The sequence below is a fragment of the Ruegeria sp. AL7 genome (assembly GCF_056536105.1).
The window spans coordinates 1,345,135-1,369,646 of record NZ_JBQFJF010000001.1 but is presented as its reverse complement, the minus strand read 5'-3'; the positions used below and the strand labels follow the sequence as shown (position 1 = coordinate 1,369,646).

Here is a 24,512-nt window from a genome sequence, read left to right as displayed (position 1 = left end):
GATCGTCTTGGAAAAATGCGACGGCGATCCTGTCGTTTTCGACCGACAAATATTTCGACCCATGCTAAGTCGCTGGTATGAATAAAATTCTGCAAGATAAAATACCGTATGATGTCGGCGACCCGCGTGCTTTGCCGGGTATCCAGCCTGCAACGATGGAAAACTGGTTGCATCGGGACGAGGCTTTTGCCGGTCAGATGCGACGCCGGGAAAAGCTGCTGACGGAACGCCGTGATGACGTTCTGGCGCTTGATCCGCAGGCAGAACCCGCCGCTCGGGAACTGCTCGACCTTGTGCTGTCGCAGGTCTATCCCAATGCAGCTGAAGAAGCCGTCAGACCCGACGGAGTAAGTGTCGCAGTCGACCGGGCGCAGCCGCTTGATACATTGTGCAGGCTGGTTCAGGAGGATTTTTGCATCCTGCAAAAGCGCGGAACTGAACATGTATTGACCGGCGCAATCCTGTGTTTCCCGGCCAGCTGGCTTTTGTCCGAAAAATTCATGCGACCACTGATCGACATCCATGTGCCTGTCGCAAGTTACGACGAAAATATCGCCAAGCGGGTGCAGCGCCTGTTCGACGGGATACAGCCCGGCCGTCCGCTCTGGCGTTTTAACGCGCTTTGGTATGAAGACCCCGAACTGTTTCAGCCCCGAAGCGCCAGTGACAGGAGGGGCGACACAGGTCGACGTAAAACGTCCTACTTGCGAAGTGAGCGGCAAACCCTGCTGCGCTTGCCGAAAACGGATGCGGTCGTCTTTTCAATCCACACTTATATTCTGGCCGCGAACGCGGTTCCCAAAATGGAAAACCCCGCCTAAAGGCGGGGCATCCAAGGAGGGTCTTCTGTAATTCTCTTATTGGCCCAAGGCGGCCGCAACATCGGCAAACGCGTTCGTTGCGTTCAGAGCAACTATCGCGAAGGTAAAGACAAGCACCTGTGTGTTGAGGCGAAAATCCTCACCCCGGATCAGATTGACGGCAGCCATTGACAGGGCAATCGGGGTCGAAACGCCAGCCAGTACACCCGTCATGCACCAACTGCTGAGACGCAAAACGTCACTTGGCTTCGCGACACCATCTTCGTCATCGAACGTTTCCTGACCTGGCCTGTTTGTATCTTCACTGCGAAACGCGATGCTGAGCAATTGTTCATCTGTCAGTTGGATCGGGCGGGACGTCGAAGTATGAAGAACACTTATGGTGTCATCGTTCTCGGGCACATTCACCCCCGAGAATTGCCCGGTCAGCGACTGAAAAATTTGTTTTCTGTCGCGTGTTCGGCTGGGGGCCAGAGTGTCAAAGGCGCTCATGAACTGCTCGACCGTCAGAACCGTGTGTGGCGACAGCCATTCAACGCGCCGGGTCGAACAAATATCGACCATGCGATACAGAATGACGACCATCATCAGTTCCGAAATCTCGGAGTCATCCAGCAGGGGGGAAACCGGCGTGATCGAAAGAACCAACCTGTTTTGCGGATTTGCGGCGCGGGGTTTTGTTATCGTTTTTAGCCCCGCGGCGCGATCCATACGCTCGTACCGGTCTTCCTGCTCGGGGGTGCCTGTGTCCAGGGTCAGTCGCACAAGGTACTGACTTGAAACAATGCTTGCTTCGGAATTGCTCAGCAACGCCTTGCGTTCGACCAGATGGCCGTAATCTTCCAGCGTCGTGGCAACGATTGTGCCAAAACGCTCGATCGCGCCATTTGCGTCGCCATTGAATTGCAGGCCGCCATGGTAGCTGTGCTTCCGAGCCACTGCACTGTCCTTTTTTGCGTACTGTTCAGCAAACACTGTAACAACCATTCGTGAGGAGAATTTGGCGGAAAATGCAAAAAAGGTGATTTTACCCCGGCATTGGTTACGCATTGGAAACCAAGAAACTAAAGGCTTTTGTTTGTCACTGTGGCGGAAATGTGGCGAAAGCGGGTGCGGAGTGTGTTTTTGGTGCGACCGGGCTATTGGTCGATTCGGGCGGCCATGATTGCTATGGATTGCTGATAAACAGAGGCCGCGTTCCACTGTTTCAGCACTTGAAAATTCCGCTCCTCTGGCTGATAGCCACGCCCTGGCTTCCACCCTTTCTTGCGAAGAAAATTGGCGGTCGAGGCAAGCGCGTCGGTCATGTCATAGAAGTCCACCCGACGGTCGCCAGTGGCATCGACGCCATAGGTCAGGGCGTTGCCCGGCAGGAACTGAGTGTGACCCAACTCGCCATGTTTTGCCCCTTTTGTCGCCACGGTAATGCTTCCTGCATCGACCAGTTTCAGTGCCCCGATTGCGTGCGGAACAAAGAACTCGGACCGGCGACAATCATAGGCCAGTGTCGTGATTGCGGAAACAACCTGACTGTCTCCCATAAAATTGCCAAAGCCGGTTTCCATGCCGTGAATGGCGATCAGAACACCCGCCGGAACACCGTATTGCCGTTCAAGAGCAGCATAGAAATCGGGATTTGCCGCCTTGCGTTTGCGCCCCTGCGTGACGATTGCATCAGCGCCTCTGACACGCATGAATTTGTCCAGCGTGTATTTGAAGCTTTTCTGATTGCGATCCGCCGCGATTGTGCCCGTGGCGTATTGCGCCTGGGCAAGCGCCTGAAGGCCCTTCTTTTTCACACCAGCCTTGCGGGCCTGCTGGGCGAAATCGGCCTTCCAGGCCTCGAACCCCGCGCTGGTATTCCCACAAGGCGCGGCCAGAAGGGGCGAAGACACAAGCAGGGCGATTAACACGTAAAGACGAAACATAATTATTATCCGATGGTGTTGAAATCTGTGGCCAGCCTACCTTGAGCTTTGAATTGGGCAAAGCAGTTCGTTGGAGTGGCTCCAACCGCTCCTGCAAATGCCTGTTGATTGGTCTGCGGAGTGCCTTTGAAGGATTTCAGATCCTCAGCATCGGGCACATAGCAAGGCGAAGGTAAAACGTGTGAATTCTGCGCCATGGCGCCCGAAAAGGCTGAACAGCGACAGACCGGCGCAAATGAAACAGGGGCGCCCGTTTGAGCGCCCCTGCAAATCCATGCCGTGGTTGCTTAGCAGCTGTAATACATGCCGTATTCAACCGGGTGTGGTGTGTGCTCGTAGGTTTCGACCTCTTCCATCTTCAGGGCGATATAGCCGTCGATCTGGTCCTTGGTGAACACGTCACCTTGCAGCAGGAAGTCGTGATCCGATGCCAGTGCTTCCAGAGCTTCACGCAAGCTGCCGCAGACAGTCGGGATACCGGCCAGTTCCTCGGCAGGCAGATCGTACAGGTTCTTGTCCATGGCTTCGCCCGGGTCGATCTTGTTTTTGATGCCGTCAAGGCCAGCCATCAACAGAGCCGCAAACGCCAGGTAGGGGTTTGCAGCCGGATCGGGGAAACGAGCCTCGACACGTTTTGCTTTAGGGCTTTCGGTCCATGGAATACGGACACAACCCGAACGGTTACGGGCCGAGTAGGCGCGCAGAACGGGGGCTTCGAAACCGGGGATCAAACGCTTGTAGCTGTTGGTGGCCGGGTTGGTGAAGGCGTTCAGGGTTTTGGCGTGCTTCAGGATACCGCCGATGAAGTACAGCGCTTCGTCCGAAAGATCAGCGTATTTGTCGCCCGCGAACAGTGGCTTGCCGTCTTTCCAGATTGACATGTTCACGTGCATGCCGGTGCCGTTGTCACCTGCGATAGGCTTCGGCATGAAGGTTGCCGATTTGCCGTACGCATGAGCCACGTTGTGGATGACATATTTGTACTTTTGCAGCTCATCCGCCTGCTTGGTCAGGCTGTCGAAGATCAGGCCCAGCTCGTGCTGGCAAGACGCAACTTCGTGGTGGTGCTTGTCGACCTTCATGCCCAGACGCTTCATGGTCGACAGCATTTCCGACCGCAGGTCCTGTGCTTCGTCGATCGGGTTCACCGGGAAGTATCCACCCTTGACGCCCGGACGGTGGCCCGTATTTCCCATTTCGTATTCGGTGTCGGTGTTCCATGATGCGTCAGTTGCATCAACTTCGTAGGATACCTTGTTGATTGTGTTCGAATAACGGACATCGTCAAACAGGAAAAACTCGGCTTCGGGACCCATATACGCGACGTCACCGATTCCTGATGCCTTCAGGTATGCTTCGGCTTTCTGCGCTGTGCCGCGCGGGTCACGCTCATAGGCTTCGCCTGTATCGGGTTCGACAACCGAGCAGTGCACGCAAATGGTTTTCTCTGCGTAGAACGGATCAACATATGCACTTTCGGTATCGATCATCAGCTTCATGTCCGAAGCTTCGATCGACTTCCATCCTGCGATGGACGAACCATCAAACATGAAGCCTTCGTCCAGGAAGTCTTCGTCGACCTGATCGGCCATCAGGGTCACGTGCTGCAGCTTGCCGCGGGGGTCGGTGAAACGGACGTCGACATATTCGGCGCCCTCTTCCTTGATCAGCTGAAGAACTGCGTCCTTGCTCATTCTCTTGATTCCTCTGACTTGAAGATTGGTATGTTAGAGCGCGTCCGAGCCGGTCTCGCCGGTGCGGATGCGAATGGCTTGTTCAACCGGAGAGACAAAGATCTTTCCGTCGCCGATTTTGTCGGTCTTGGCAGCCGACACGATGGCTTCGATGGCGGCATCAACCTGGTCATCGTCCAATACGACCTCGACTTTTACCTTAGGCAAAAAGTCGACAACATATTCCGCGCCACGATACAGCTCGGTATGGCCTTTCTGACGGCCGAAACCTTTGACTTCGACGACGCTGAGACCCTGAACACCTACGTCCTGCAACGCCTCTTTCACTTCGTCCAGTTTGAACGGCTTGATGATCGCTTCGATCTTTTTCATTCCGGCTCACCTTGAATGGTTGTCTCAGGCGCAGTGATCACGTCTAAGATCGGGCGGCAACGTGATTGCGGTATCGGTCGGGTCGGTATCCGTTGAAATCAGGCTCTGTGCTAAATTTTAGGCGGTTTGCACAAAAAGTAATCGAAATTGAATCGTGCGAAGGTGTGATATGACGGAATTGCTGACAGCAGCGCAGATGAAAGCCATCGAGCACGCGGCCATCAGGTCCGGTGAGGTTACGGGTTTGGAACTGATGGAGCGGGCAGGGCAATGTGTTGTCGAGGCGATCTTCGAGGAATGGCCGGATCTGGACAGGCGAGGGGCCAGCCCCTCGCGCTCCCCGGAGTATTTGGAAAAAGATGAAGAGGATCCGCTGCGTGCAGTCGTATTGTGCGGGCCCGGAAACAACGGCGGTGACGGGTTTGTCGTGGCGCGGCTTTTGCGGGAACTGGGCTGGAAGGTTGAGGTATTCCTGTATGGCGATCCCGAAAAGTTGCCGCCGGATGCCCGGGTGAATTATGAGCGATGGGGTGGTTCGGCAAAGGATGTATCTGAGATCGCACGGGGCAGAATCTTTTATCCGGATATTCTCATCGACGCATTGTTTGGGACCGGTCTAACAAGATCGATTGAAGATGTGAGGCTATGGGAAGTTCTTTGGGCATATGATGACGCAGAGACGGCATGGGAGTTGCGGCGTCAGGATGGAGGTACGCACATAGTTCCTCCACGCACGGTCGCGATAGACGTTCCTTCAGGTCTTTGCGCAGACTCAGGTAAAGTCGTGGGAGTACTTTTCCCTCAGCATGGACGTCGCTGTGCACGATCAGCACTTACGGTTTCGTTTCATTCGAGAAAGCTTGGCCACGTGCTGAGTGAGGGACCATATTTTTGCGGACATGTTGTCACGAAAGATATCGGGTTGAGGCAGGATGCGGGGGGCGACGAGATTTCGAAGGCTGTGGATAATCTGCCTGGGGTTTGCCTTGGTAAGAGTATGAATGAGCACAAATACACCCATGGGCATGCCCTGATCCTTTCGGGTGGGCCCGGCAAGACAGGTGCGGCGCGACTGGCCGCGCGGGGGGCGTTGCGGATTGGGGCAGGGTTGGTGACGCTGGGGGTGCCATCCTTGGCTTTAGCAGAGGTTGCGAGCCGGATCACCGCCCTCATGCTACAGTGCGTTGATGGGTCTCAAATGCTGTCAGACGTACTGCAGGACGTGCGGATGAACGCCCTTTGTCTTGGCCCTGGTCTGGGGTTGGAGCGAGCCCGGGACCTGGTGCCGGTCTCCCTGATTGCGAAACGTGCGACGGTTCTGGATGCGGATGCGCTGACGGCATTTGCGGGCGATCCCGGAAACTTGTTTGAAATGCTGCATGACCGCTGCGTTCTGACCCCGCATGGCGGTGAGTTTGCACGGCTGTTTCCCGATCTGGCGGAGAAGCTGAGCGAAACGCCGGTCAGAGGCCCCGCCTATTCCAAGGTGGACGCAACGCGAGAGGCATCGGCGCGCGCGGGATGCATCGTGTTGTTCAAAGGGCCGGATACAGTCGTTGCTGCCCCGGACGGGCGATGTTCGATCAATGCCGCGTGCTATGATCGCGCAGCCCCTTGGCTTGCAACCGCCGGGTCAGGCGATGTGTTGGCCGGTTACATCGCCGGGCTACTGGCGCGGGGATTCGATGCGATGGCGGCGGCTGAGACAGCAGCGTGGCTGCACGTGGAATGCGCGCGTCGTTTCGGGCCGGGATTGATCGCCGAGGATCTGCCTGAGCAGTTGCCCGATGTTTTCAAACAGCTGAATATCTAGTTATTTTGGGCAGAAAGCAGCTCAGGCTCTGTCAGAATGGCATGTTTTCGCTGTCAAGATGTGCGCAGATGCATACCGCATATTTGCCAGGTGCATAGGCAGGCATCACTAATCGTTTGCAAGCTGCCAGTACGCGCTGGGGTTATATCTTGTAAGTTAATGAAAAATAATATAAAATAGCAAAATTCTTTGTATGTTCTGTTGCTAAAATACAATTCTTGCGTAAGACAAGGCGCAGACCACTGGAACGCTCGGATTCAGTAAACAAATGGGCAGTATCTGAACCCCGAACCAACTATGGTGAGTGAAATGACCCCAAATATCAAAAAGATATCGGTTGCCGCCTTTCTGACTGCCACGGTCGCTGTTCCGGCAGCCGCAGAGCTGAAATACGAAAATAACAGCGGCGGCTATGTGCTGCTTTACGGGCAGTTAAACCCGGCCTTGATTTCGGTTGATGACGGCCAAGATACCGAGACCCGAGTCCTCGACAACGATCTGTCGAACAGCCGGGTTGGCCTGCGTCTGATGCAGCCATTTGGCCAGAACGAGTTTACCTTCCGCTTGGAATCGGCGTTGGGCTTGCCGAACTCGACTGAATGGAACCAGAACGGTACAAACTTTAGCGGCTGGACCCGCGACGATATCCGGTTTGTGGATTTTGCCTTGAAGGGCAGCTACGGCAAGTTCTCGGCAGGTCAGGGCAGCATGGCGGCAGATGGTGCTGCAGAAGTGGACCTGTCCTATGTCGGCACCGCGCTGTATTCGTTTACAAACGATGAGAACTCTGGCTTTTTCTATCGCGGCACAAACGGTGTGCTGAGCGGTATTACGGTTGGTGACAGTTCCAGCAACTTTGATGGCTCACGTCGTGGGCGCGTCCGGTATGACACTCCAACGGTTAACGGATTCTCGGCCGCTTTTGCATATGGTCAGAACATTCTGTCCAGCAGTGACGATGATGACTACTACGATGTCGGCGTGTTCTATGAAAACACCTTTGTAGGCGGTGTAGAGTTTGCGGCAGCTGTCGCGTATTCGGTGCGGGAGCGGGATGACAATTCAGGAGATCGCAAGGATACAATCGGTTCGGCCTCGGTGCTGTTGCCCAGCGGTCTGGGGTTCACGATTGCCGGCGGCACGCGTGACGATGACCGAGCTGGCCAGACGGACCCGAATTACTGGTACGGCAAGGTCTCGTACGAGGGGAACTGGGTATCCTGGGGTAAGACAGGTGTCGGCATCGACTATTATGACGGCGCGGATTTCGAGACCAACGGGTCCGACACCAAGGCATGGGGTATCGCTGTCGTGCAGAAGGTCGAAGCGATCAATACCGATGTTTATCTGAAGTATCGCAACCACGATTTCGATGACGGAACGTCGTTCGAAAACAACGAAGCCTGGGTACTGGGCGCGCGCTGGAAGTTTTAATTGCCTTCCAGCGAGCCAACACGAACGCCCCGGTTTTCGGGGCGTTCTTTTTTGCCAAAACCAGGTTGATTCAGCCTTTGCCCCTTGCACGTTGGCGGCAGGGCAAATAGAAGGCGTCAAATTTGCCCGGCGCGCCCGTTTTGCGCGCCCCGAATCCTATGGGGACTACCAAAATGCAGGTTACCGAGACGCTGAACGAAGGTCTGAAACGCGGCTACAACATCGTTGTGACCGCAGCCGAACTGGACGACAAGGTCAATGAAAAGCTGACCGAAGCACAGCCGGAAATCGAAATGAAAGGCTTCCGCAAAGGCAAGGTGCCGATGGCGCTGCTGAAAAAGCAGTTTGGCCAGCGCCTGCTGGGTGAGGCGATGCAGGAATCCATCGACGGTGCGATGAACAAGCATTTTGAAGACAGCGGCGACCGCCCCGCGCTGCAGCCCGAAGTCAAGATGACCAACGAGGACTGGAAAGAAGGCGACGATATCGAGGTCGCGATGTCTTACGAAGCGCTGCCCGCGATCCCTGAGGTCGATCTGAAATCGGTCGCGCTGGACAAGCTGATCGTCAAGGCGGATGACGCCGCTGTCGAGGAAGCGCTGAACAACCTGGCTGAAACCGCTCAGGACTTCAAAGCCCGCCGCAAGGGTTCAAAAGCCAAGGATGGCGACCAGATCGTGTTCGATTTTGTCGGCAAGGTTGATGGTGAAGAATTCGAAGGTGGATCGGCCGAAGATTACCCGCTGGTTCTGGGCTCGAACAGCTTCATCCCCGGTTTTGAAGACCAGCTGGTCGGCGTGAAGGCCGAGGAAGAAAAAGACGTCAACGTGACCTTCCCGGAAGAATATGGTGCCGAACACCTGGCCGGAAAAGACGCGGTCTTTACCTGCACGATCAAGGAAGTGAAAGAGCCGGTAGCAGCCGAGATCAACGATGATCTGGCGATGAAGTTCGGCGCCGAGGATCTGGCCGCTCTGAAAACTCAGATTTCGGAACGCCTGGAAGCAGAATATGCGGGCGCGTCGCGCGCTGTCATGAAGCGGGCCCTGCTGGACGTGCTGGACGAAAAAGTGTCGTTCGACCTGCCGCCGTCGCTGGTCGAAGCCGAAGCCAAGCAGATTGCACATCAGCTGTGGCACGAGGAAAACCCTGAAGTAACCGGTCATGACCACGATGAGATCGAACCCACCGATGAGCACAACAAGCTGGCCGAACGCCGCGTGCGTCTGGGTCTGTTGCTGGCCGAGCTGGGCCAGAAGGCAGAGGTGGAAGTCACCGACGCCGAGATGACCCAGGCGATCATGAACCAGGCGCGTCAGTACCCGGGTCAGGAACGCCAGTTCTTCGAGTTCGTGCAGCAGAACGCTCAGATGCAGCAGCAACTGCGCGCGCCGATCTTCGAAGACAAGGTTGTCGACTATGTGTTTGAGCTGGCCCAGGTCAGCGACAAGGAAGTCAGCAAGGATGACCTGCAAAAAGCCATTGAGGCACTGGAAGAGGAATAATCCTCTTCCTTCCCTCTTTGCTAAGAGAGGGGTAAAAAAAACGGAGCCGCCTGAGATCAGACGGCTCCGCATGGGTGGCTTTTGTGTCTATGAGGTGAGGGGGTCAGGCCTCATGAGCAAAAGCACGGGGGGTATCTAGCAGAGCGATCTTCTGCTCTGGTGTGAACGTATCCGAGAGCGCTTCGATCAGCTTCAGAACGTCTTGGCGTTCAGCTTCGTTTCTTGCGGCGCTCATCTGTTCCACAAAATACTTCTCAAGATCAGTCAGTGGCTTGTGATCCTGATTGGCCGGGCTCTGGGTTGCTGCCTTCTTGGCTGCAAACAGTGCCAGTGCCTCTTCGTCATCCATAAAGACGTTCTCATGGATGCCTGCAAACTCACGCAGGCCCGAGATGCGTTCATCAGTACAATCCAACAGCGCGGCCAGTGCCGAAACTTTCCCCATGGGAACCGTTTCGCCGACATAGTCATATGGCGCGCAGTTCGACCGTTTCAGGACCCGGTCCATAACCGGATCGATTACGGTGATGATATCCTGAATGCCTGCGTTCTTGGCATATTCCAGAGAGCCGATCATCAGCTCGCAGGTGGCATAAGAGACAGAATTCTTTTCCTTGCCGCGTGTAAGACGCTGCGTGTCCACGCAGAAGCGTGTCGATTCCCACATGGTTGCGCTGCGAAGTGGTGCTTCCCCGCAAAGGATTGCCGAAAACACATCCGACAACATATGAGGTCCTGTGGTCTGAAGGGCACGCACGGCTGCGACGACATTCCCCCCGTCGTCGAGTCCGATTACATATGCCGGGTCCAGATGATCGAATTCATCAATTTCCTTACCGTCTTCGATCTTTACGTCCCATCCAAGACGTCCGCCAAAAACACGTGCTCTCAACTCGAACATTTCGTCAAGAACTTCGCTGAACATATGTCTGTTCAGGCCATCTACCACGATGATCATTTCTTCCCCCTTCGAGTGGTTGTTCGGTAATATTGACGTTACCGCTCTCGAAGGATTTTTCTATTGGGGGATTCCCGTATTTTGGCGGAATTTGGGGATTTTTTTGTTTATCCCGGGGTAATAAGCCCGATCGCTATCGCCCGCCCTACGGCCTGAGGGGTGGTCAGCGCACTAAGCTTTTCCCGGCTCGAACGCAAGTGTACTTCTACGGTTCGGTGCGAAATCGACAAAATATCGCCGATATCCTGCTGCGACTTACCTGCAGCGACCCATTGCAGGATTTCCGCTTCGCGAGAGGACAATGTCGGATGATATAGTGCGCCGGTCAGCTGATCCGAGGACACGACGTTGTCGTGGATGTGCACGGCCATGGCCTGCAAATCGCCGATAAAGTTCGTGTAAAGCTTACGCCACTCTTCCTTGCTGCAATTTCGGGTAGCGCTCAGCAGGCCAATATCACCGTAAGGGCCGCGTACCGGGATCGTAACACCCTGACTAGGCAAGCCAAAATCATGAGCATCCCGGAACACGCGTTGAAAGTCCGGACTTCTTTCCAGACGGCTCCAGTCCACCGGCGCAATACTGCGGCGAGCCATGTGGATGGTCGGATCAATCATGATCAGACCCTGTTTCTGGTAGTGCTCAGTCCAGGCGTCGTCATAGGTGACAAAGCCAGCCACAGTTCCTGCCGCCGGATTCATACCAGCATAGGCAGCATGATCCATGTCATGCTTCTCACAGATTTGCCTTAGAAATTCGGTATATCGAACTTCTGAATCCGGCAGGGTGCTCAGATCGACAATTTCCATGTGGCGCCTACCAGCTGTGGCCCATCTTGCTGCCCGATGGTGTCGTCGAGCATGCGTATTACACAGAGTGGAACCCGTTTACCTCACCAAGTCAGAACATCATACTTTTCTAAACATGACAAGGAGAGGTCTAAATTGTCTGTGCAATATCGCATATTGCGACACCCAATAGAACATTTTTGTCACTATTCAGTTTCAAGTGCTGATTCCGATCGAATTCTGACGCGAATGACCGTCAGGGTGTTGGCCTAAGCCCGGTTTCGACCAGCATTCCTCGGGCTTTAGCTTCGGGATAAAAACCTTTGGCGTACAGAAAAATTGCCCTGCGTTGGTCCCCATCTGAAAGCATCCACGCCCCGCGCAAGTACTTCCCGGCAAACTCAAGGTTGGTGTCGGCGTCCAGCAAACCTTCGGCTTTGCCGGTGTATCCCATCGAGCGCGCCGTGGCTGGCAGGATCTGAAGAAGGCCGTAATAGGGCCGGTTGACGGCCCATGGTCGATGTGTGCTTTCGCGAATGGCCAGCTTGTGAACCAGCTCCCGCGGAATTTCGTAATGGTCCGCCCATCTGTTGATCGAAGCTCTCAGCTCGGGCGTTTCATTCGGGTGGAGCGGCGGGTCAAAATGTGGCGTACCCGCCTTGGAGACCTGGTCTGCCCCGCAGGCAACCAACGACACAAATAGAAACAGTGCCAGGAAACTATGGCGCAGATAAACAAGCATTTTTCGGTCCTCTGGATTTCGGCGGCAATGATACGGAACGACAATGAGCCTTCAAGCGTACACGGGAAAATGGGCTGAAACTTGCCGGTACGACTTGTGAATACAAAGGGAAAAAAGAAAAGGCCGCGCGTTGCGCGGCCTTTAGAATGCTCACAAGCAGCCAGATCAGGCTTTGGCTTCGTCTTCCGCAACCGGTGCCGCGTCGGCAACCATGTCATCATCATCCGAAGCGGCCGAGCCGATGTCGTCGAACAGTTCGGCGATCTCGAATTCAGCAGCGGCTTCTTCTTCAGCAGCCAGTTCCTGAATCGATTTGCCCGAAGCCTGCAGTTCGGCTTCTTCTGCCGAACGGGCCACGTTCATTTTGATTTCGACTTCAACCTCGGGGTGCAGTTTCACTGCGACAGTGTGCAGACCCAGTTCCTTGATCGGGGCGATCAGGACAATCTGTTTCTTGTCGACGGTGAAACCTGCTTCGGTTGCGGCGTCAGCGGCGTCACGCGGGGTGACCGAACCGTACAGAGCGCCGGCATCCGATGCCGAGCGAATCACGATGAACTGCTGACCGTCCAGCTTTTCAGCCAGTGCTTCAGCTTCTTTCTTGGTTTCCAGGTTGCGGGCCTCAAGCTGCGCTTTCTGGGCTTCGAACGACGCGATGTTGGCGTCGGACGCGCTCAGGGCTTTGCCTTGGGGCAGCAGGAAGTTGCGGGCGTAGCCGGGCTTAACGTCAACGACATCGCCCATCTGACCCAGTTTCGCAACGCGTTCCAGCAGGATAACTTGCATGTCAGTCTCTCCTTACTTCACAGCGTAGGGCAGCAGGGCGAGGAAGCGGGCGCGCTTGATAGCACGGGCCAGTTCACGCTGCTTTTTCGCTGAAACGGCGGTGATGCGCGAAGGCACGATCTTGCCACGCTCAGAGATGTAGCGCTGCAGCAGACGGGTGTCTTTGTAGTCGATCTTCGGCGCGTTCTCACCCGAGAACGGGCAGACCTTGCGGCGGCGGAAAAATGGTTTTGCGGCCATGGTTTAGAGTCCTTTTCTCAGGCGTTGATCAACGGCGCTCGCGGCGTTCGCCACGTTCGTCACGCTTCTGCATCTGAACCGACGGACCATCTTCGTGGCCGTCGACCTTGATGGTCAGAACGCGCATGACATCTTCATGCAGACGCATCAGGCGTTCCATTTCCTGCACCGCGCCCGAGGGGGCATCGGTTTTCAGAAAGGCATAGTGGCCCTTGCGGTTTTTGTTGATCTTGTAGGCCATCGTCTTGACGCCCCAGTACTCGCTATCAACCAGCTTGCCGCCGTTGTCAGCCAGAACGGTGCCGAAATGTTCGACGAGGCTTTCCGCCTGCGCGTTGGACAGATCCTGACGCGCGATCATTACATGCTCATACAGTGGCATGTGCACTCCTGTTTATATCAAGGCGCATTTCATAGGCGGGGCCAAACATTCCTTCGCGACCCTGCCACGAGAGGCTGCGCGATTCATATGACTGCGAAGGATGGCCCCGTATACACGTCTGAGCCGCAAGGGCAAGCCCTGCCACACATGCCTCTGAGACGCCGCCCAAATTCCTTTGGGTCGCCCAATTGCTGACGCTTTTCGGCTCAAAGTTGTTTTGCATACCGGGCATCAACCGGATCAACAGAATTTCGAAAGTAACCTTAAAAGGGTGACGCGTTATGACCGCTACTAACACAAACGCATATCAGGAAAACGTTGCCGGCTCGCGCTTTGAGAATTCGGTGCCGGTAATGATCACATTTGCACCGAACTGGAAGGCCCGCCTGATACTGGCGCGGATGGTCGGGGCGTTTTTGATCGTTTCCGCGTTTTCAATGTGGTTGATGCCCGGATCGGTCGTTGGCGCAGATGTTTGGCCGATCAAGATGGCGGCATCCATGCTGTTTCTGGTCGTTGGCGTCGCCTTGTTGACAATCGAGGTTTTCGACCCGCGCCCTGACGCCTATTTCGACCCGATCCGCCGCGAAGTCCGGGTATTGCAAAAGAACGAAGACGGACGCCCTCAGACTGTCCTGCGCCGCAGCTATGACTCGCTGGGTGGGGCGCGTTTTGAAGAGAATGAGGTTCACCTGTTTGACGTGGACGGAAGTCTTTTGATGAAGCTGCCGCTTGAATCGGCGGATGTCAGCCGGGCGCTGAAAGGGCAGCTCAGCAAAAGCGTAACAATTTTCGGTTGATTTTTATTCTGTTCAAAAAAGAACAGAAGTTGTGAATCAAAAAAGGTTGTGTGCCGCCCTTGGGCGGCACATTTTGTATTCAAGCAGTCCTGACGGACTGCATTCACAAAACCGCGGAGATTGATATGAAATCCACCCTTCTTGCTGCTGCATTGGCCGTATCAGCGACAACGGCATTCGCCAGCGCCGAGAAATACGTGTTGGATCCCAGCCACAGCCAAGTCATTTTCAGCTATGACCACCTTGGGTTTTCAACCACGACTGGCATGTTTTCCGGCTTTGAAGGCGAGATCATGTTCGACCAGGAAAACCCCGCCGCTTCGAGCGTGAGTGTGTCGATGCCCGTTTTGGAGATGTTTACCGGCTGGAAACCCCGTGAAGATCACTTCATGACCGAGGATTTCTTTGGCGCGGCCGAAGGAGATTTGATCACCTTTACTTCGACAGGAATCGAGGTGACTGGTGAAAACACCGCGAACATCACCGGCGATCTGACGATGAACGGTGTGACCAAATCGGTTGTTCTGGACGCAAAGCTCAACAAGGCTGACACCCACCCGATGGCAAACAAGCCCTGGGCTGGTTTCAACGCGACAACAACGCTTGTCCGTAGCGAATTCGACCTGGGTCAGTTTGCACCGTTTGTCAGCGACGAAGTGCAAATCCAGATTTCGGTCGAGGCACAAAAAGCCGAGTAATCACAGAATCACGAACAGAAAAACGCCGGTGATCAAATCACCGGCGTTTTTTTTGCCTTACTGACCGCGTCCCGCTGTGAGTTCTACGGATACTGCGACGGTAAAGCCCAGCGAGTCTTCGGTAGGCTGCGATGTGCCTACATCAAACTCCAGCCGGTTAAGCTCGATTGTGCCCGCCATGGTGGCTGTGTCGCCCTGAAGATCCAGCGAGAAGGGCAAAACGACATCGATCGACTTGTCGCGAATTGTAAGCGGACCGCGCGCCTCGTAACCATTTTCGGTTTTATAAAGGTCGGCTTTGAACTGAGCAGTCGGGAACCGGGCGTTGTCGAAGAAATCCGGTCCCATGGCCTGATCGGTTACGGTTCCAAGACTAAGCGAGCTGATGGCTATCGTGACATCGACAGACCCTGCCGGGCCCGGCTCTGTGGGTTCGTCAAAAGTAATTGCGGCCGTCCAGTCCGAAAACGAACCTGTGACGGGGCTATTCAGTTGCGAAATCGTAATCGACAGCGTGCCGTTCTGAACCTGCCATTCGGATTGAACCTCGGTCAGTTGGACATCCGGTGCTTCACCTACGTTAGGGGTAAGCTTACCCGTTGCCCAGCCTCCGGTGACGACGACACCCCAGACCACCAATGCGGCGACGGCTGGAATCAGTGAATGGGTTTGATGTGGTGGTTCCGGCACATCAGACAGGCCCGGTAACATCCGGCGCAATGTGCCGTCCTTGTCGATGACGTGATGTTTCAGCGCACCTGCAACGTGTAGGACAAGGGAAACAACCAGAACCCACATGAAAAGCCAATGCAGAACTCCTGTAACCTCGGCCACGGCGGTGGATTTCGGTACAAAAGGCAGATTTTGGCCGAAGGGCCAAAGGATTGGGGCAAAGCCTTCGGTCGCGGCGTGGTGAATCCAGCCGGTCAGCGGCACAAGGACCAGCGAACCGTAAAGCAGCCAGTGGACGGTTTCAGCGGCAAAGGCTTCGGGCTTGTTGTCAGCATTCAGAAGGCCGGGCTTGGTTTGCGTGAACGCCCAAAGAATGCGGGCCAATGCCACGAAGAACACGGTAACCCCCACGGTTTTATGCAATGAGAACACGCGCGCCGCACGGGCAATTTCCAACTCGGTAGGGGCCGTTGCCGAGTGCAGTACCGCATGCGCCAGATTATCTGCGACCCAGCCGAGGGGCAAAGCCGTGAAGATCAGCAACGCGGTCAGCCAATGAAACGTCTTTGCGATGCTGCCGTAGCTTGAAAAGGAATTGGTCGATTGCATTTGTCGCGCGCTCCGGGATTCTTGGGTGTGCCCAAGGTAAAGCCGGATGAAACAGACACAAGTGAGCGCGGGTGCACACAAAAGGTGCCAGAATGCAGAAAGCAGGCAATGCTTGTGCCAGACGGTCAGTCAGTTTACACCCCGCCGCAACCTGACACCATCCATGAGGTTGCAATGACACTCGCGTTCGTTTTCCCGGGGCAAGGCGCCCAGACCGTAGGTATGGGCAAAGCTCTGGCTGAGGCTTACCCGGCGGCTCAGGCCATCTTCGATGAGGTGGACGACGCGTTGGGCGAGAAGTTGAGCAGCCTGATCTGGGATGGCGATATTGCTGACCTGACACTGACCCAGAATGCCCAACCCGCGTTGATGGCAACATCGATGGCAGCCATGCGCGCTTTGGAAGCCGAAGGCGTATCTGTCAGCAAGGCGGCTTTTGTGGCGGGGCATTCACTGGGTGAATACTCGGCCCTGGCCGCGGCGGGTGCCTTGTCTGTTGCAGATACAGCGCGTCTGTTGCGCACCCGTGGTCAGGCCATGCAAAGCGCCGTACCCGTGGGCGAGGGGGCCATGGCCGCCATTCTGGGGCTGGATCTGGAGGCCGTGCGCGCTGTGGCGGAAAAAGCCGCACAGGGCGAGGTCTGTCAGGCCGCAAATGACAACGATCCTACGCAGGTCGTCGTGTCGGGTTCAAAAGCGGCTGTCGAACGCGCAGCCGAGATCGCCAAGGAAAAAGGCGCAAAACGTGCTGTTATGTTGCCTGTAAGTGCTCCATTTCACTGCGCGCTGATGAAACCTGCTGCAGATGTAATGGCAGAAGCGCTTGCTGCCGTCGAAATTAAGGCCCCTGTCATACCTTTGGTGGCTAATGTGCGCGCCGAGGCTGTCAGCGATCCGGATCTGATCCGTCAATTGCTGGTCGAGCAGGTGACAGGTTCGGTTCGCTGGCGGGAAAGCGTGCAATATATGGCGGCACAAGGCGTGACCGAAACATGGGAAATCGGCGCTGGCAAAGCGCTGTCCGGTATGATCCGCAAGATCGATCGCGAAATCGCGGGTAAGGCTGTGGGCACACCGGAAGACGTCCAGAAGGCCATTCAGGCCGAATCGTAAGCTCAATTCGCGTTGTAACCGACGCAGCAAGAGGGAAACCGAATGTTTGATTTAACAGGTAAGAATGCGCTGATCACCGGTGCTTCGGGCGGTATCGGAGGCCACATCGCACGTGCGTTGCATGGCGCAGGTGCAACGGTTGGGTTGTCCGGTACACGCGTTGAACCGCTTCAGGCTCTGGCCGACGAACTGGGCGAACGCGCACATGTTCTGCCTTGCAACTTAAGTGATCCGGAAGCCGTTGAAGCGTTGCCAAAGCAAGCGGCCGAGGCGATGGGATCGGTGGACATTCTTGTAAACAACGCCGGAATCACGCGCGACAATCTATTCATGCGCATGTCTGATGAAGAATGGCAAAGCGTCATTGATGTGAACATGACCTCGACCATGAAACTGTGCAAAGGGGTGATCCGGGGTATGATGAAGGCGCGCTGGGGCCGGATCGTCAATGTCTCGTCCGTGGTGGCCGCAATCGGTAATCCGGGGCAGGCGAACTATGCCGCGTCGAAGGCCGGTATGATCGGGTTTTCCAAAGCTTTGGCTCACGAAGTTGCGACGCGCGGAATTACTGTGAATGCCGTGGCACCTGGATTTATCACGACGGCAATGACAGAGAAACTGACCGAGGAACAGAAAAAGGGTCTGTTGCTCAAGGTTCCAGCCGGGCGCATGGGCGATCCGGAGGAAATTGCAGCTGCGGTTCTGTATCTTTCCAGCCCCGAAGCGGGCTATGTTACCGGAAGCACCTTGCATGTGAATGGCGGTATGGCCATGTTGTGAGCGCGACAGGGGCGAGTGCGAAAGCGTTTGCCTCTTGCGTCGACTATGCTATAGGCGGCGCATCTATGCGGGGCCGGTCGTTCAGGTCGGCCTTCTATTTCCCGGTTCGCCGGGACCGAAACCGCCCAAAACGGGCAAACCAAAGCCAACCCGTGCGGGCAAGGGCAGAATCGGGCGGACCGCCCTGTAAAGGAATGAGGAATAGACATGAGCGACGTCGCAGATCGCGTTAAGAAGATCGTTGTTGAGCACCTGGGTGTTGAAGAAGATAAAGTCGTGGAAAACGCGTCCTTCATCGACGATCTGGGCGCAGACAGCCTGGACACTGTTGAGCTGGTCATGGCCTTCGAAGAAGAGTTCGGCATCGAGATCCCCGATGACGCAGCCGAGACCATCCAGACCTTTGGCGACGCCGTCAAGTTCATCAGCGAAGCGTCCTAAGCGTTTCTTTCTGATTAAAATCGGCGCTTCCGGGCAACGGGGGCGCCGTTTTTTTATGCCCGGCCGAATTTCGGGCTTGCGTGGCTATTGTGGCCTGCGCACTGTTTCCACTGAGGCAAAACTCAAAGTGGACAGGGCATGATAAGATCCACTCCGATGATAAATACCGCGCGTTTGACGCTGTGCGCTATGCGCCCAGAGGACTTTGACCGGTTCGCGGAAATCTGGCGTAACCCTTGCGTCGTGCGGCATATCGGCGGTTCTCCCCGATCGCGTGGCGAAGCGTGGGATTCTTTCCTGCGTAATGCGGGGCATTGGCAGATGGCCGGTTTTGGTCAGTGGGGCGTAATGCAGCAATCGAATCGCAAGCTGATCGGGCAAGCCGGATTCTTCTATAGCAACCGATGCATGGGCGACGATTTCGACGGCTTCCCCGAGGCAGGGTGGGTTCTGGTCCCCGAAGCACAGGGGCAGGGATTGGGATACGAGGCCGCCAAGGCTGCGCATGACTGGTTTGACCGGGTGATTCCCGGACCGTTGGTCGCGATGATAAACGCGTCCAACACGTCTTCGCAGAAACTCGCCAAGAAGCTTGGCTATGTTCTGATGCGGGAAGGGGTGTATAATGAAACCCCGGTGCATTTGTTACGACGCAACGGACCGCCAGCCCGCGCATAGATTCGCCACTTAATCAGTATGCCGCAAAATGGCCAAACTGTGCCGATCCCGGAGATTTCGGGCGGGCTTTCTGGATGTATGCTGCCGGGGATTTTCAGAGCGATTGAGCGGAGGACCAAGCTCATGAGGATTTACCCCACGATGGAACTGCAGAACGGCCGGTGCGTCTCGCTGGACAAGGGTCGTCTGGAAGAAGCGATGATCTGGCACGTGAATCCGGTAGAAACCGCACGGAGCTGGGCAGAGGCGGGTGCCGAATGGATGCACCTGACGGATTTCGACGCGATCGAGGGCAAGGATACCAACGCGCAGCTGGTCGAAGATATCATTCGCAAGGCCGAGATTCCGGTGCAGTTGGCGGGTGGCATGCGCTCGCGCGAGCAGATTGAGCGCTGGATCGACAAGGGCGCGGGTCGCATCGTGGTTGGTACGCTTGCTGCGCGTGAACCGAACCTGGTCAAGGATCTGGCCAAGCTGCACCCGGATCAGATCGTGCTGTCGGTTGATGTCTGGCAAGGCTTTGTCATGACTGACGGCTGGCGCAGCCAAAGTGCGTTCACGCCCGAAGCCTTTATTGACGCGTTCGGTGATGCGCCTTTTGCCGCCATCGTGGTAACCGATATCGACAGCGACATCGAAGATGTCGAGGCAAAGCTGGGTCTGATCTCGCGATTGGCAAACCATTCGCGTACCCCGGTGATTGCCAGCGGTGTCGTGCGCACGGCAGACGATATCTCGCGGCTGGCATACATCCCCAATATCTCGGGCGCGATTGTCGGGCGCGCGTTGTTCCGCAAGACACTGGACTTGGCCAAAGCACTTGAAACTGCCAAATCGGCCCACGAGCCAGTCGCGCAGTTTCAGTAAGCAACTCCGCCCTTTCGGCTGAACGCGCGAAAGGGCGGTTTTGACAAGCGCCGAATTTCCGGTTTCCTTGGGCATTCGGCGGCAGAACGCCGGGGCGGAAAGAACCGTTGCTCTTGCCCCCGCACCCCGGGCCGGGGTATGAGCGGTTCTCATAACAGGAAGCAGGCAAGAGGCACTTCATGCGCAGAGTCGTTGTAACCGGTCTTGGATTGGTCACTCCTTTGGCCAGCGGGGTCGAGGAAACCTGGTCGCGGCTGCTGGACGGAGAGTCCGGCGCAGGCCCAATCACGCATTTCGATGCAGAGGCAAGCGGGGTCACAACGACCTACGCCTGCGAGGTGCCGCGCGGCGACGGAACCAACGGGACCTTCAATCCCGATGACTGGATGCCGCTGAAAGAGCAGCGCAAGATTGAGGATTTCATCCTGTATTCCATCGCGGCCGCCGAAATGGCCTGCAAGGATGCAGGCTGGCTGCCGGAAGACGAAGAATCGCGCCTGCGTACCGGTGTTCTGATCGGCTCGGGCATTGGTGGTCTGGGATCGATTGCCAATACCGCGAACCTGATCCGCGACAAGGGTCCGCGTCGGGTATCTCCGTTCTTCATTCCGGGCGCACTGATCAACCTGGCCTCGGGTCAGGTATCAATCCGCCACGGGTTCAAAGGGCCGAACCACTCGGTCGTGACCGCATGTTCAACCGGGGCGCACGCAATCGGCGACGCCAGCCGCATCATCCGGGCGGGTGACGCGGATGTCATGGTGGCAGGTGGCGGCGAGGGCTGTATCTGCGAGATCGGTATCGCCGGGTTCAACGCATGTAAGGCGCTGTCGACCAAATATGCAGATAATCCCAAGGCTGCCAGCCGACCCTATGACGTGGACCGTGACGGTTTCGTTATGGGAGAGGGCGCTGGCATCGTGGTTCTGGAAGATTACGAGCACGCCAAGGCGCGTGGTGCCAAGATTTACGCCGAAGTTCTGGGCTATGGTATGTCGGGCGACGCCTATCACATCACCGCCCCGTCCGAGGATGGCGACGGGGCCGAACGCTCCATGAGAGCGGCGTTGCGCAGCGCCGGGCTGGAGCCGAAAGACCTGGATTACATCAACGCGCATGGCACCTCGACCATGGCGGACACGATCGAACTGGGTGCTGTCGAGCGCCTGTTGGGCGAGCATGCCGGGAATGCGACGATGAGCTCGACCAAGTCGGCAACCGGTCACTTGCTGGGTGCTGCGGGTGCGATTGAGGCGATATTCTCAATCCTGGCGATCCGCGATCAGGTCGCACCGCCAACAATCAACCTGGACAACCCGGCAGTTGAAACTCCGATTGATCTTGCCCCCAACGCCAAGCGCGAGCGTGAGATTAACGTGGCGTTGTCGAACTCGTTCGGGTTTGGCGGAACCAATGCCAGCGTGATCTTCGGAAAGGTCAGTTAAATGTGGCGGGCCATCGCTTCGAATGCGCTGACCATCCTGGTGGTCGGCCTGTTTCTGGTGGGCGGTCTGATCCTGTGGGGACAGTCGCAGTACAAGGCCGAAGGCCCGCTTGAAACTGCGATTTGCCTTCAGGTCAAAAGCGGTTCGAATATGACACGTGTTAGTCGCGATCTGGAAGATCAGGGCGCCATTCGCAGTTCAATTCTGTTTCGGATGGCCGCTGACTATACCGATCAGGCGCAGCGGTTGAAAGCGGGCAGCTTTCTGGTGCGCGAAGGCGCGTCGATGGCGCAGATCATCGAAGAGATCACCAGCAGCGGCGCCAGCACTTGTGGGTCGGAAATCGAATACCGTATCGGTGTGACACGCACCCAAACCCGCGTGCGTGAACTGGACCCGGCAACATTGGATTTCGTCGAGATTGCTTCATTTGATGCGGCAGAGGAAGAAACGCCTGATGCCTATACCGAGAAGCGCAACGAGGCTGACACGCGCTATCGCGTGTCGCTGGCCGAAGGTGTGACCTCATGGCAAGTGGTTGAAGCTCTGAAATCATTCGAAGCGCTGTCAGGTGAAGTGACCGAGATCCCGGCTGAGGGCATGTTGGCCCCGGACAGTTACGATGTTGTGGCCGGACAGGATCGCAATGCGATTTTGCAGGCCATGCAGGACAAGCAACAACTGCGGATCAACGCGGTTTGGGAAAGCCGCCAAGGCGGGTTGCCGCTGGACACTCCGGAAGAGATGCTGATCCTTGCGTCTATCATCGAAAAGGAAACCGGTGTTCCGGAGGAACGCGGCCAGGTCGCCAGTGTGTTCGTGAACCGCCTGAAACAGGGAATGCGGCTGCAAACAGATCCGACCGTCATCTATGGCGTGACAAAGGGGCAGGGCACATTGGGTCGCGGGTTGCGGCGCAGCGAACTGAACCGTCCGACACCGTGGAACACCTATCAGATTGACGGGCTGCCCCCGACGCCGATTGCAAATCCGGGTCTGGCGAGCCTTGAAGCTGCGGTTGCGCCGGATGACACCAACTATGTGTTCTTCGTCGCCGACGGCTCGGGCGGTCATGCGTTTGCAGAAACCCTGCAGGAGCATAATCGCAACGTTGCCAAATGGCGCGAAATTGAGGAACAGCAAAGCTCGGGGAATTAAGCCCGGCGGGTTGCTGGATTTGCCAACGAAAACGCCGACGCCGGTATAGCAACTGGCGTCGGCGTTTTCTTTGGCAGCCTCTTCAGCCCTTAGGCGGCTGAACGTCTTTTGTTGGGACGGCGCCGTCTGCTGCTGGAAGGTTTCCCATCCCCGTTGGCTGGTTTGGGCTTGAACCCGCGACGGCGGTTGTTTTGACGACGTGCAGGTTGCTGAACCTCGACCCCTTCCGGCATGGTGCCGCTTGTGATAGGGATTTCAATTTTCATCAGCTTCTGGATCTGACGCAGCAGGTCAACTTCTTCCGGTGCACAGAAAGCGATCGCTTCCCCCTCGCGCCCGGCACGGGCGGTGCGCCCGATACGGTGGACGTAATTGTCGGGTACGTCGGGTAGGTCGAAGTTGATGACATAGGCGACACCGGGGATGTCGATGCCACGCGCGGCAACGTCGGTGGCCACCAGTATGTTCACCTCTCCAGCGCGGAAGGCATTAATGGCCCGGTCACGCTGGCCCTGGCTTTTGTTCCCGTGAATTGATGCTGCGTTGAAGCCATCGGCGACCAGCCCTTTCATCAGCCGTTCAGCGCCGTGTTTTGTGCGGGTGAAGACCAGCGTCAGTGCATCCGCGTCCTGAGACAGGATTTGGCGAAGTTTAGAGGGTTTTTCGGCTTTTGGAACAAAATGAAGGGACTGAGTGATCTTGTCCGCCGCCTTGCCCGGGGGCGAAACCTGCACCCGCTGTGGATTGTTCAGATAGGCACGGCTGAGCTCCTCCATCTGTTTTGGCATTGTGGCCGAGAACAGCATGGTCTGGCGGGGTGTTCCCAGTGCAGGCGCGATGCGACGCAGAGCGTGAATGAAGCCCAGGTCAAGCATCTGATCTGCTTCGTCCAATACCAGATGGCGCACCGAACCAAGGTCAACAGCGCCGCGTTCCATCAGGTCAATCAGGCGCCCCGGGGTGGCGACCAAAATATCGGTGCCGCGGGCAAGGAACATCACTTGTTTGTTGATCGACTGGCCACCAACAACTGTGGCGACCCGCAGCTTTGTTCCTTTGGTGAGGGTGCGCAAACTGTCGGCGATCTGGTTCACCAACTCGCGGGTGGGGGCGAGGATCAGCGATTTGGCTGTTTTGGGATCGGGCTTGCCGGGCTGCGCCAGCAGGTGGTCGATCAGGGGCAGGCCAAAGGCCAGTGTCTTGCCGGTGCCGGTTTGGGCCAGCCCGAGGATGTCATGCCCGTTCAGGGCCAGCGGAATGGCCTGGTTCTGAATCGGGGTGGGTTGAGTAAAATTGGCGCGTTTCAACGCGTCGTTCAGTGTCGGCGCGAGGCCGAGCATGTCGAAGTCGAACAAAAAATTATCCTTTACAGCCCGCAGGTTAAGCCCCGCGAGCAGGTGATGACTGGCCACGTTCATGTGACCGGCAGGGTTGAGCGAGACCTCGGGATGCGCGAGCGAATCCAGCGCCATCCGGCCATCGCCTAAAGAACCCTGCGTGAAGGGGAACTGGGAGTTATGTGTTGGCGCTGTGGGGCCTGAAGCCCGACGATGCTCACGCGGTGGCGCCGTGATGAGGGGCACATGAGGGTTTCGGGGGGAAATGTCAAGGACTGGTTTTGCAGCGCGCCGGACCCTGCGGCGCCGAAATCGGGTGATGCGGGCGATTTTGAGCGCGATTTCGGAAAACGTCAGGTTTGTACACGCGTCCGCGCGGGGGTTGTGCAATTTGTACACGCTGAAAGCGGCACGGGGTAACCCTGTATTAACCCCTCTGGTCGGTGAGGCG

At 56.5% G+C, this 24,512-nt stretch carries 25 protein-coding genes; 13 read left to right on the top strand and 12 right to left on the bottom strand.

What is annotated here, in order from left to right; translation table 11 throughout:
• Positions 1 to 77: 77 nt before the first annotated feature.
• Positions 78 to 821, top strand: coding sequence for a heme-dependent oxidative N-demethylase family protein (locus ACR3E2_RS06855; protein ID WP_480480370.1), 744 nt, complete (start codon positions 78 to 80; stop codon positions 819 to 821).
• Between the two features lie 36 nt (positions 822 to 857).
• Here the strand turns inward: ACR3E2_RS06855 and ACR3E2_RS06850 are convergent, their stop codons facing one another.
• The 4 genes from ACR3E2_RS06850 to ACR3E2_RS06835 all read right to left on the bottom strand — a co-directional run bounded on the left by ACR3E2_RS06850 (position 858) and on the right by ACR3E2_RS06835 (position 4,815).
• Positions 858 to 1,760, bottom strand: a complete 903-nt coding sequence (locus ACR3E2_RS06850) for a hypothetical protein (protein WP_480480372.1) — start codon at positions 1,758 to 1,760, stop codon at positions 858 to 860.
• Positions 1,761 to 1,960: 200 nt separating this feature from the next.
• Complete coding sequence (locus ACR3E2_RS06845) at positions 1,961 to 2,749, bottom strand: lytic murein transglycosylase (protein WP_480480374.1); 789 nt, start codon at positions 2,747 to 2,749, stop codon at positions 1,961 to 1,963.
• Between the two features lie 287 nt (positions 2,750 to 3,036).
• Positions 3,037 to 4,443, bottom strand: a complete 1,407-nt coding sequence (gene glnA / locus ACR3E2_RS06840) for a type I glutamate--ammonia ligase (protein WP_267366350.1) — start codon at positions 4,441 to 4,443, stop codon at positions 3,037 to 3,039.
• Between the two features lie 33 nt (positions 4,444 to 4,476).
• Positions 4,477 to 4,815, bottom strand: coding sequence for a P-II family nitrogen regulator (locus ACR3E2_RS06835; protein ID WP_209503542.1), 339 nt, complete (start codon positions 4,813 to 4,815; stop codon positions 4,477 to 4,479).
• Positions 4,816 to 4,984: 169 nt separating this feature from the next.
• Here ACR3E2_RS06835 and ACR3E2_RS06830 point away from each other — a divergent pair, with 169 nt between their 5' ends.
• The 3 genes from ACR3E2_RS06830 (at position 4,985) to tig (ending at position 9,567) form a co-directional block, all read left to right on the top strand.
• A complete protein-coding gene (locus tag ACR3E2_RS06830) occupies positions 4,985 to 6,628 on the top strand; it encodes an NAD(P)H-hydrate dehydratase (RefSeq protein WP_480480376.1) in 1,644 nt (547 codons plus the stop codon).
• Positions 6,629 to 6,937: 309 nt separating this feature from the next.
• The gene (locus ACR3E2_RS06825; RefSeq protein WP_480480378.1) at positions 6,938 to 8,062 is read left to right on the top strand and encodes a porin; all 1,125 of its coding nucleotides are present in this window, start codon (positions 6,938 to 6,940) and stop codon (positions 8,060 to 8,062) included.
• Between the two features lie 173 nt (positions 8,063 to 8,235).
• Complete coding sequence (gene tig, locus ACR3E2_RS06820; RefSeq protein WP_480480380.1) at positions 8,236 to 9,567, top strand: trigger factor; 1,332 nt, start codon at positions 8,236 to 8,238, stop codon at positions 9,565 to 9,567.
• A 103-nt stretch (positions 9,568 to 9,670) separates the two neighbouring features.
• On the opposite strand, the gene ACR3E2_RS06815 is transcribed toward tig, so the two are convergent.
• From ACR3E2_RS06815 to rpsF, 6 genes are all read right to left on the bottom strand, one after another.
• The gene (locus ACR3E2_RS06815; RefSeq protein ID WP_480480382.1) at positions 9,671 to 10,525 is read right to left on the bottom strand and encodes an acyl-homoserine-lactone synthase; all 855 of its coding nucleotides are present in this window, start codon (positions 10,523 to 10,525) and stop codon (positions 9,671 to 9,673) included.
• Between the two features lie 107 nt (positions 10,526 to 10,632).
• Complete coding sequence (locus ACR3E2_RS06810; protein WP_267364591.1) at positions 10,633 to 11,334, bottom strand: LuxR family transcriptional regulator; 702 nt, start codon at positions 11,332 to 11,334, stop codon at positions 10,633 to 10,635.
• 235 nt (positions 11,335 to 11,569) lie between these two features.
• Positions 11,570 to 12,055 carry a transglycosylase SLT domain-containing protein gene (locus ACR3E2_RS06805; protein WP_480480384.1) on the bottom strand — a complete coding sequence of 162 codons (486 nt, stop codon included), beginning with the start codon at positions 12,053 to 12,055 and terminating at the stop codon, positions 11,570 to 11,572.
• A 165-nt stretch (positions 12,056 to 12,220) separates the two neighbouring features.
• On the bottom strand, positions 12,221 to 12,841 hold the full coding sequence (rplI, locus tag ACR3E2_RS06800; protein ID WP_267364588.1) for a 50S ribosomal protein L9: 621 nt from the start codon (positions 12,839 to 12,841) through the stop codon (positions 12,221 to 12,223).
• 12 nt (positions 12,842 to 12,853) lie between these two features.
• Positions 12,854 to 13,081 (bottom strand): 30S ribosomal protein S18, encoded by a 228-nt coding sequence (rpsR, locus tag ACR3E2_RS06795; protein WP_005608650.1) that lies wholly within the window; start codon positions 13,079 to 13,081, stop codon positions 12,854 to 12,856.
• A 28-nt stretch (positions 13,082 to 13,109) separates the two neighbouring features.
• On the bottom strand, positions 13,110 to 13,463 hold the full coding sequence (gene rpsF, locus ACR3E2_RS06790; RefSeq protein WP_209503558.1) for a 30S ribosomal protein S6: 354 nt from the start codon (positions 13,461 to 13,463) through the stop codon (positions 13,110 to 13,112).
• 281 nt (positions 13,464 to 13,744) lie between these two features.
• On the opposite strand from rpsF, the gene ACR3E2_RS06785 reads away from it, so the two are divergent.
• Together ACR3E2_RS06785 and ACR3E2_RS06780 are read left to right on the top strand one after the other, a co-directional pair.
• The gene (locus ACR3E2_RS06785) at positions 13,745 to 14,263 is read left to right on the top strand and encodes a hypothetical protein (protein WP_209596809.1); all 519 of its coding nucleotides are present in this window, start codon (positions 13,745 to 13,747) and stop codon (positions 14,261 to 14,263) included.
• Positions 14,264 to 14,388: 125 nt separating this feature from the next.
• Complete coding sequence (locus tag ACR3E2_RS06780; RefSeq protein WP_209503563.1) at positions 14,389 to 14,961, top strand: YceI family protein; 573 nt, start codon at positions 14,389 to 14,391, stop codon at positions 14,959 to 14,961.
• Between the two features lie 57 nt (positions 14,962 to 15,018).
• On the opposite strand, the gene ACR3E2_RS06775 is transcribed toward ACR3E2_RS06780, so the two are convergent.
• Positions 15,019 to 16,242: a cytochrome b/b6 domain-containing protein gene (locus tag ACR3E2_RS06775; protein WP_480480387.1), complete on the bottom strand. Its 1,224-nt coding sequence runs from the start codon at positions 16,240 to 16,242 to the stop codon at positions 15,019 to 15,021.
• 174 nt (positions 16,243 to 16,416) lie between these two features.
• Between ACR3E2_RS06775 and fabD the strand changes: the two genes are divergently transcribed.
• The 7 genes from fabD to mltG all read left to right on the top strand — a co-directional run bounded on the left by fabD (position 16,417) and on the right by mltG (position 22,724).
• Complete coding sequence (gene fabD / locus ACR3E2_RS06770; protein ID WP_480480389.1) at positions 16,417 to 17,355, top strand: ACP S-malonyltransferase; 939 nt, start codon at positions 16,417 to 16,419, stop codon at positions 17,353 to 17,355.
• A 42-nt stretch (positions 17,356 to 17,397) separates the two neighbouring features.
• The gene (gene fabG, locus ACR3E2_RS06765; RefSeq protein WP_209596801.1) at positions 17,398 to 18,135 is read left to right on the top strand and encodes a 3-oxoacyl-[acyl-carrier-protein] reductase; all 738 of its coding nucleotides are present in this window, start codon (positions 17,398 to 17,400) and stop codon (positions 18,133 to 18,135) included.
• A 207-nt stretch (positions 18,136 to 18,342) separates the two neighbouring features.
• Complete coding sequence (locus ACR3E2_RS06760) at positions 18,343 to 18,576, top strand: acyl carrier protein (RefSeq protein WP_050602116.1); 234 nt, start codon at positions 18,343 to 18,345, stop codon at positions 18,574 to 18,576.
• A 138-nt stretch (positions 18,577 to 18,714) separates the two neighbouring features.
• Positions 18,715 to 19,254: a GNAT family N-acetyltransferase gene (locus ACR3E2_RS06755; RefSeq protein ID WP_267364575.1), complete on the top strand. Its 540-nt coding sequence runs from the start codon at positions 18,715 to 18,717 to the stop codon at positions 19,252 to 19,254.
• A gap of 123 nt (positions 19,255 to 19,377) precedes the next feature.
• The gene (locus tag ACR3E2_RS06750) at positions 19,378 to 20,121 is read left to right on the top strand and encodes a 1-(5-phosphoribosyl)-5-[(5-phosphoribosylamino)methylideneamino]imidazole-4-carboxamide isomerase (RefSeq protein WP_480480391.1); all 744 of its coding nucleotides are present in this window, start codon (positions 19,378 to 19,380) and stop codon (positions 20,119 to 20,121) included.
• Positions 20,122 to 20,300: 179 nt separating this feature from the next.
• The gene (gene fabF, locus ACR3E2_RS06745) at positions 20,301 to 21,566 is read left to right on the top strand and encodes a beta-ketoacyl-ACP synthase II (RefSeq protein WP_480480393.1); all 1,266 of its coding nucleotides are present in this window, start codon (positions 20,301 to 20,303) and stop codon (positions 21,564 to 21,566) included.
• Positions 21,567 to 22,724 (top strand): endolytic transglycosylase MltG, encoded by a 1,158-nt coding sequence (gene mltG, locus ACR3E2_RS06740; RefSeq protein ID WP_480480395.1) that lies wholly within the window; start codon positions 21,567 to 21,569, stop codon positions 22,722 to 22,724.
• Positions 22,725 to 22,813: 89 nt separating this feature from the next.
• Here mltG and ACR3E2_RS06735 read toward each other — a convergent pair whose 3' ends face one another.
• Positions 22,814 to 24,079: a DEAD/DEAH box helicase gene (locus ACR3E2_RS06735; RefSeq protein WP_480481645.1), complete on the bottom strand. Its 1,266-nt coding sequence runs from the start codon at positions 24,077 to 24,079 to the stop codon at positions 22,814 to 22,816.
• Positions 24,080 to 24,512 lie beyond the last annotated feature (433 nt).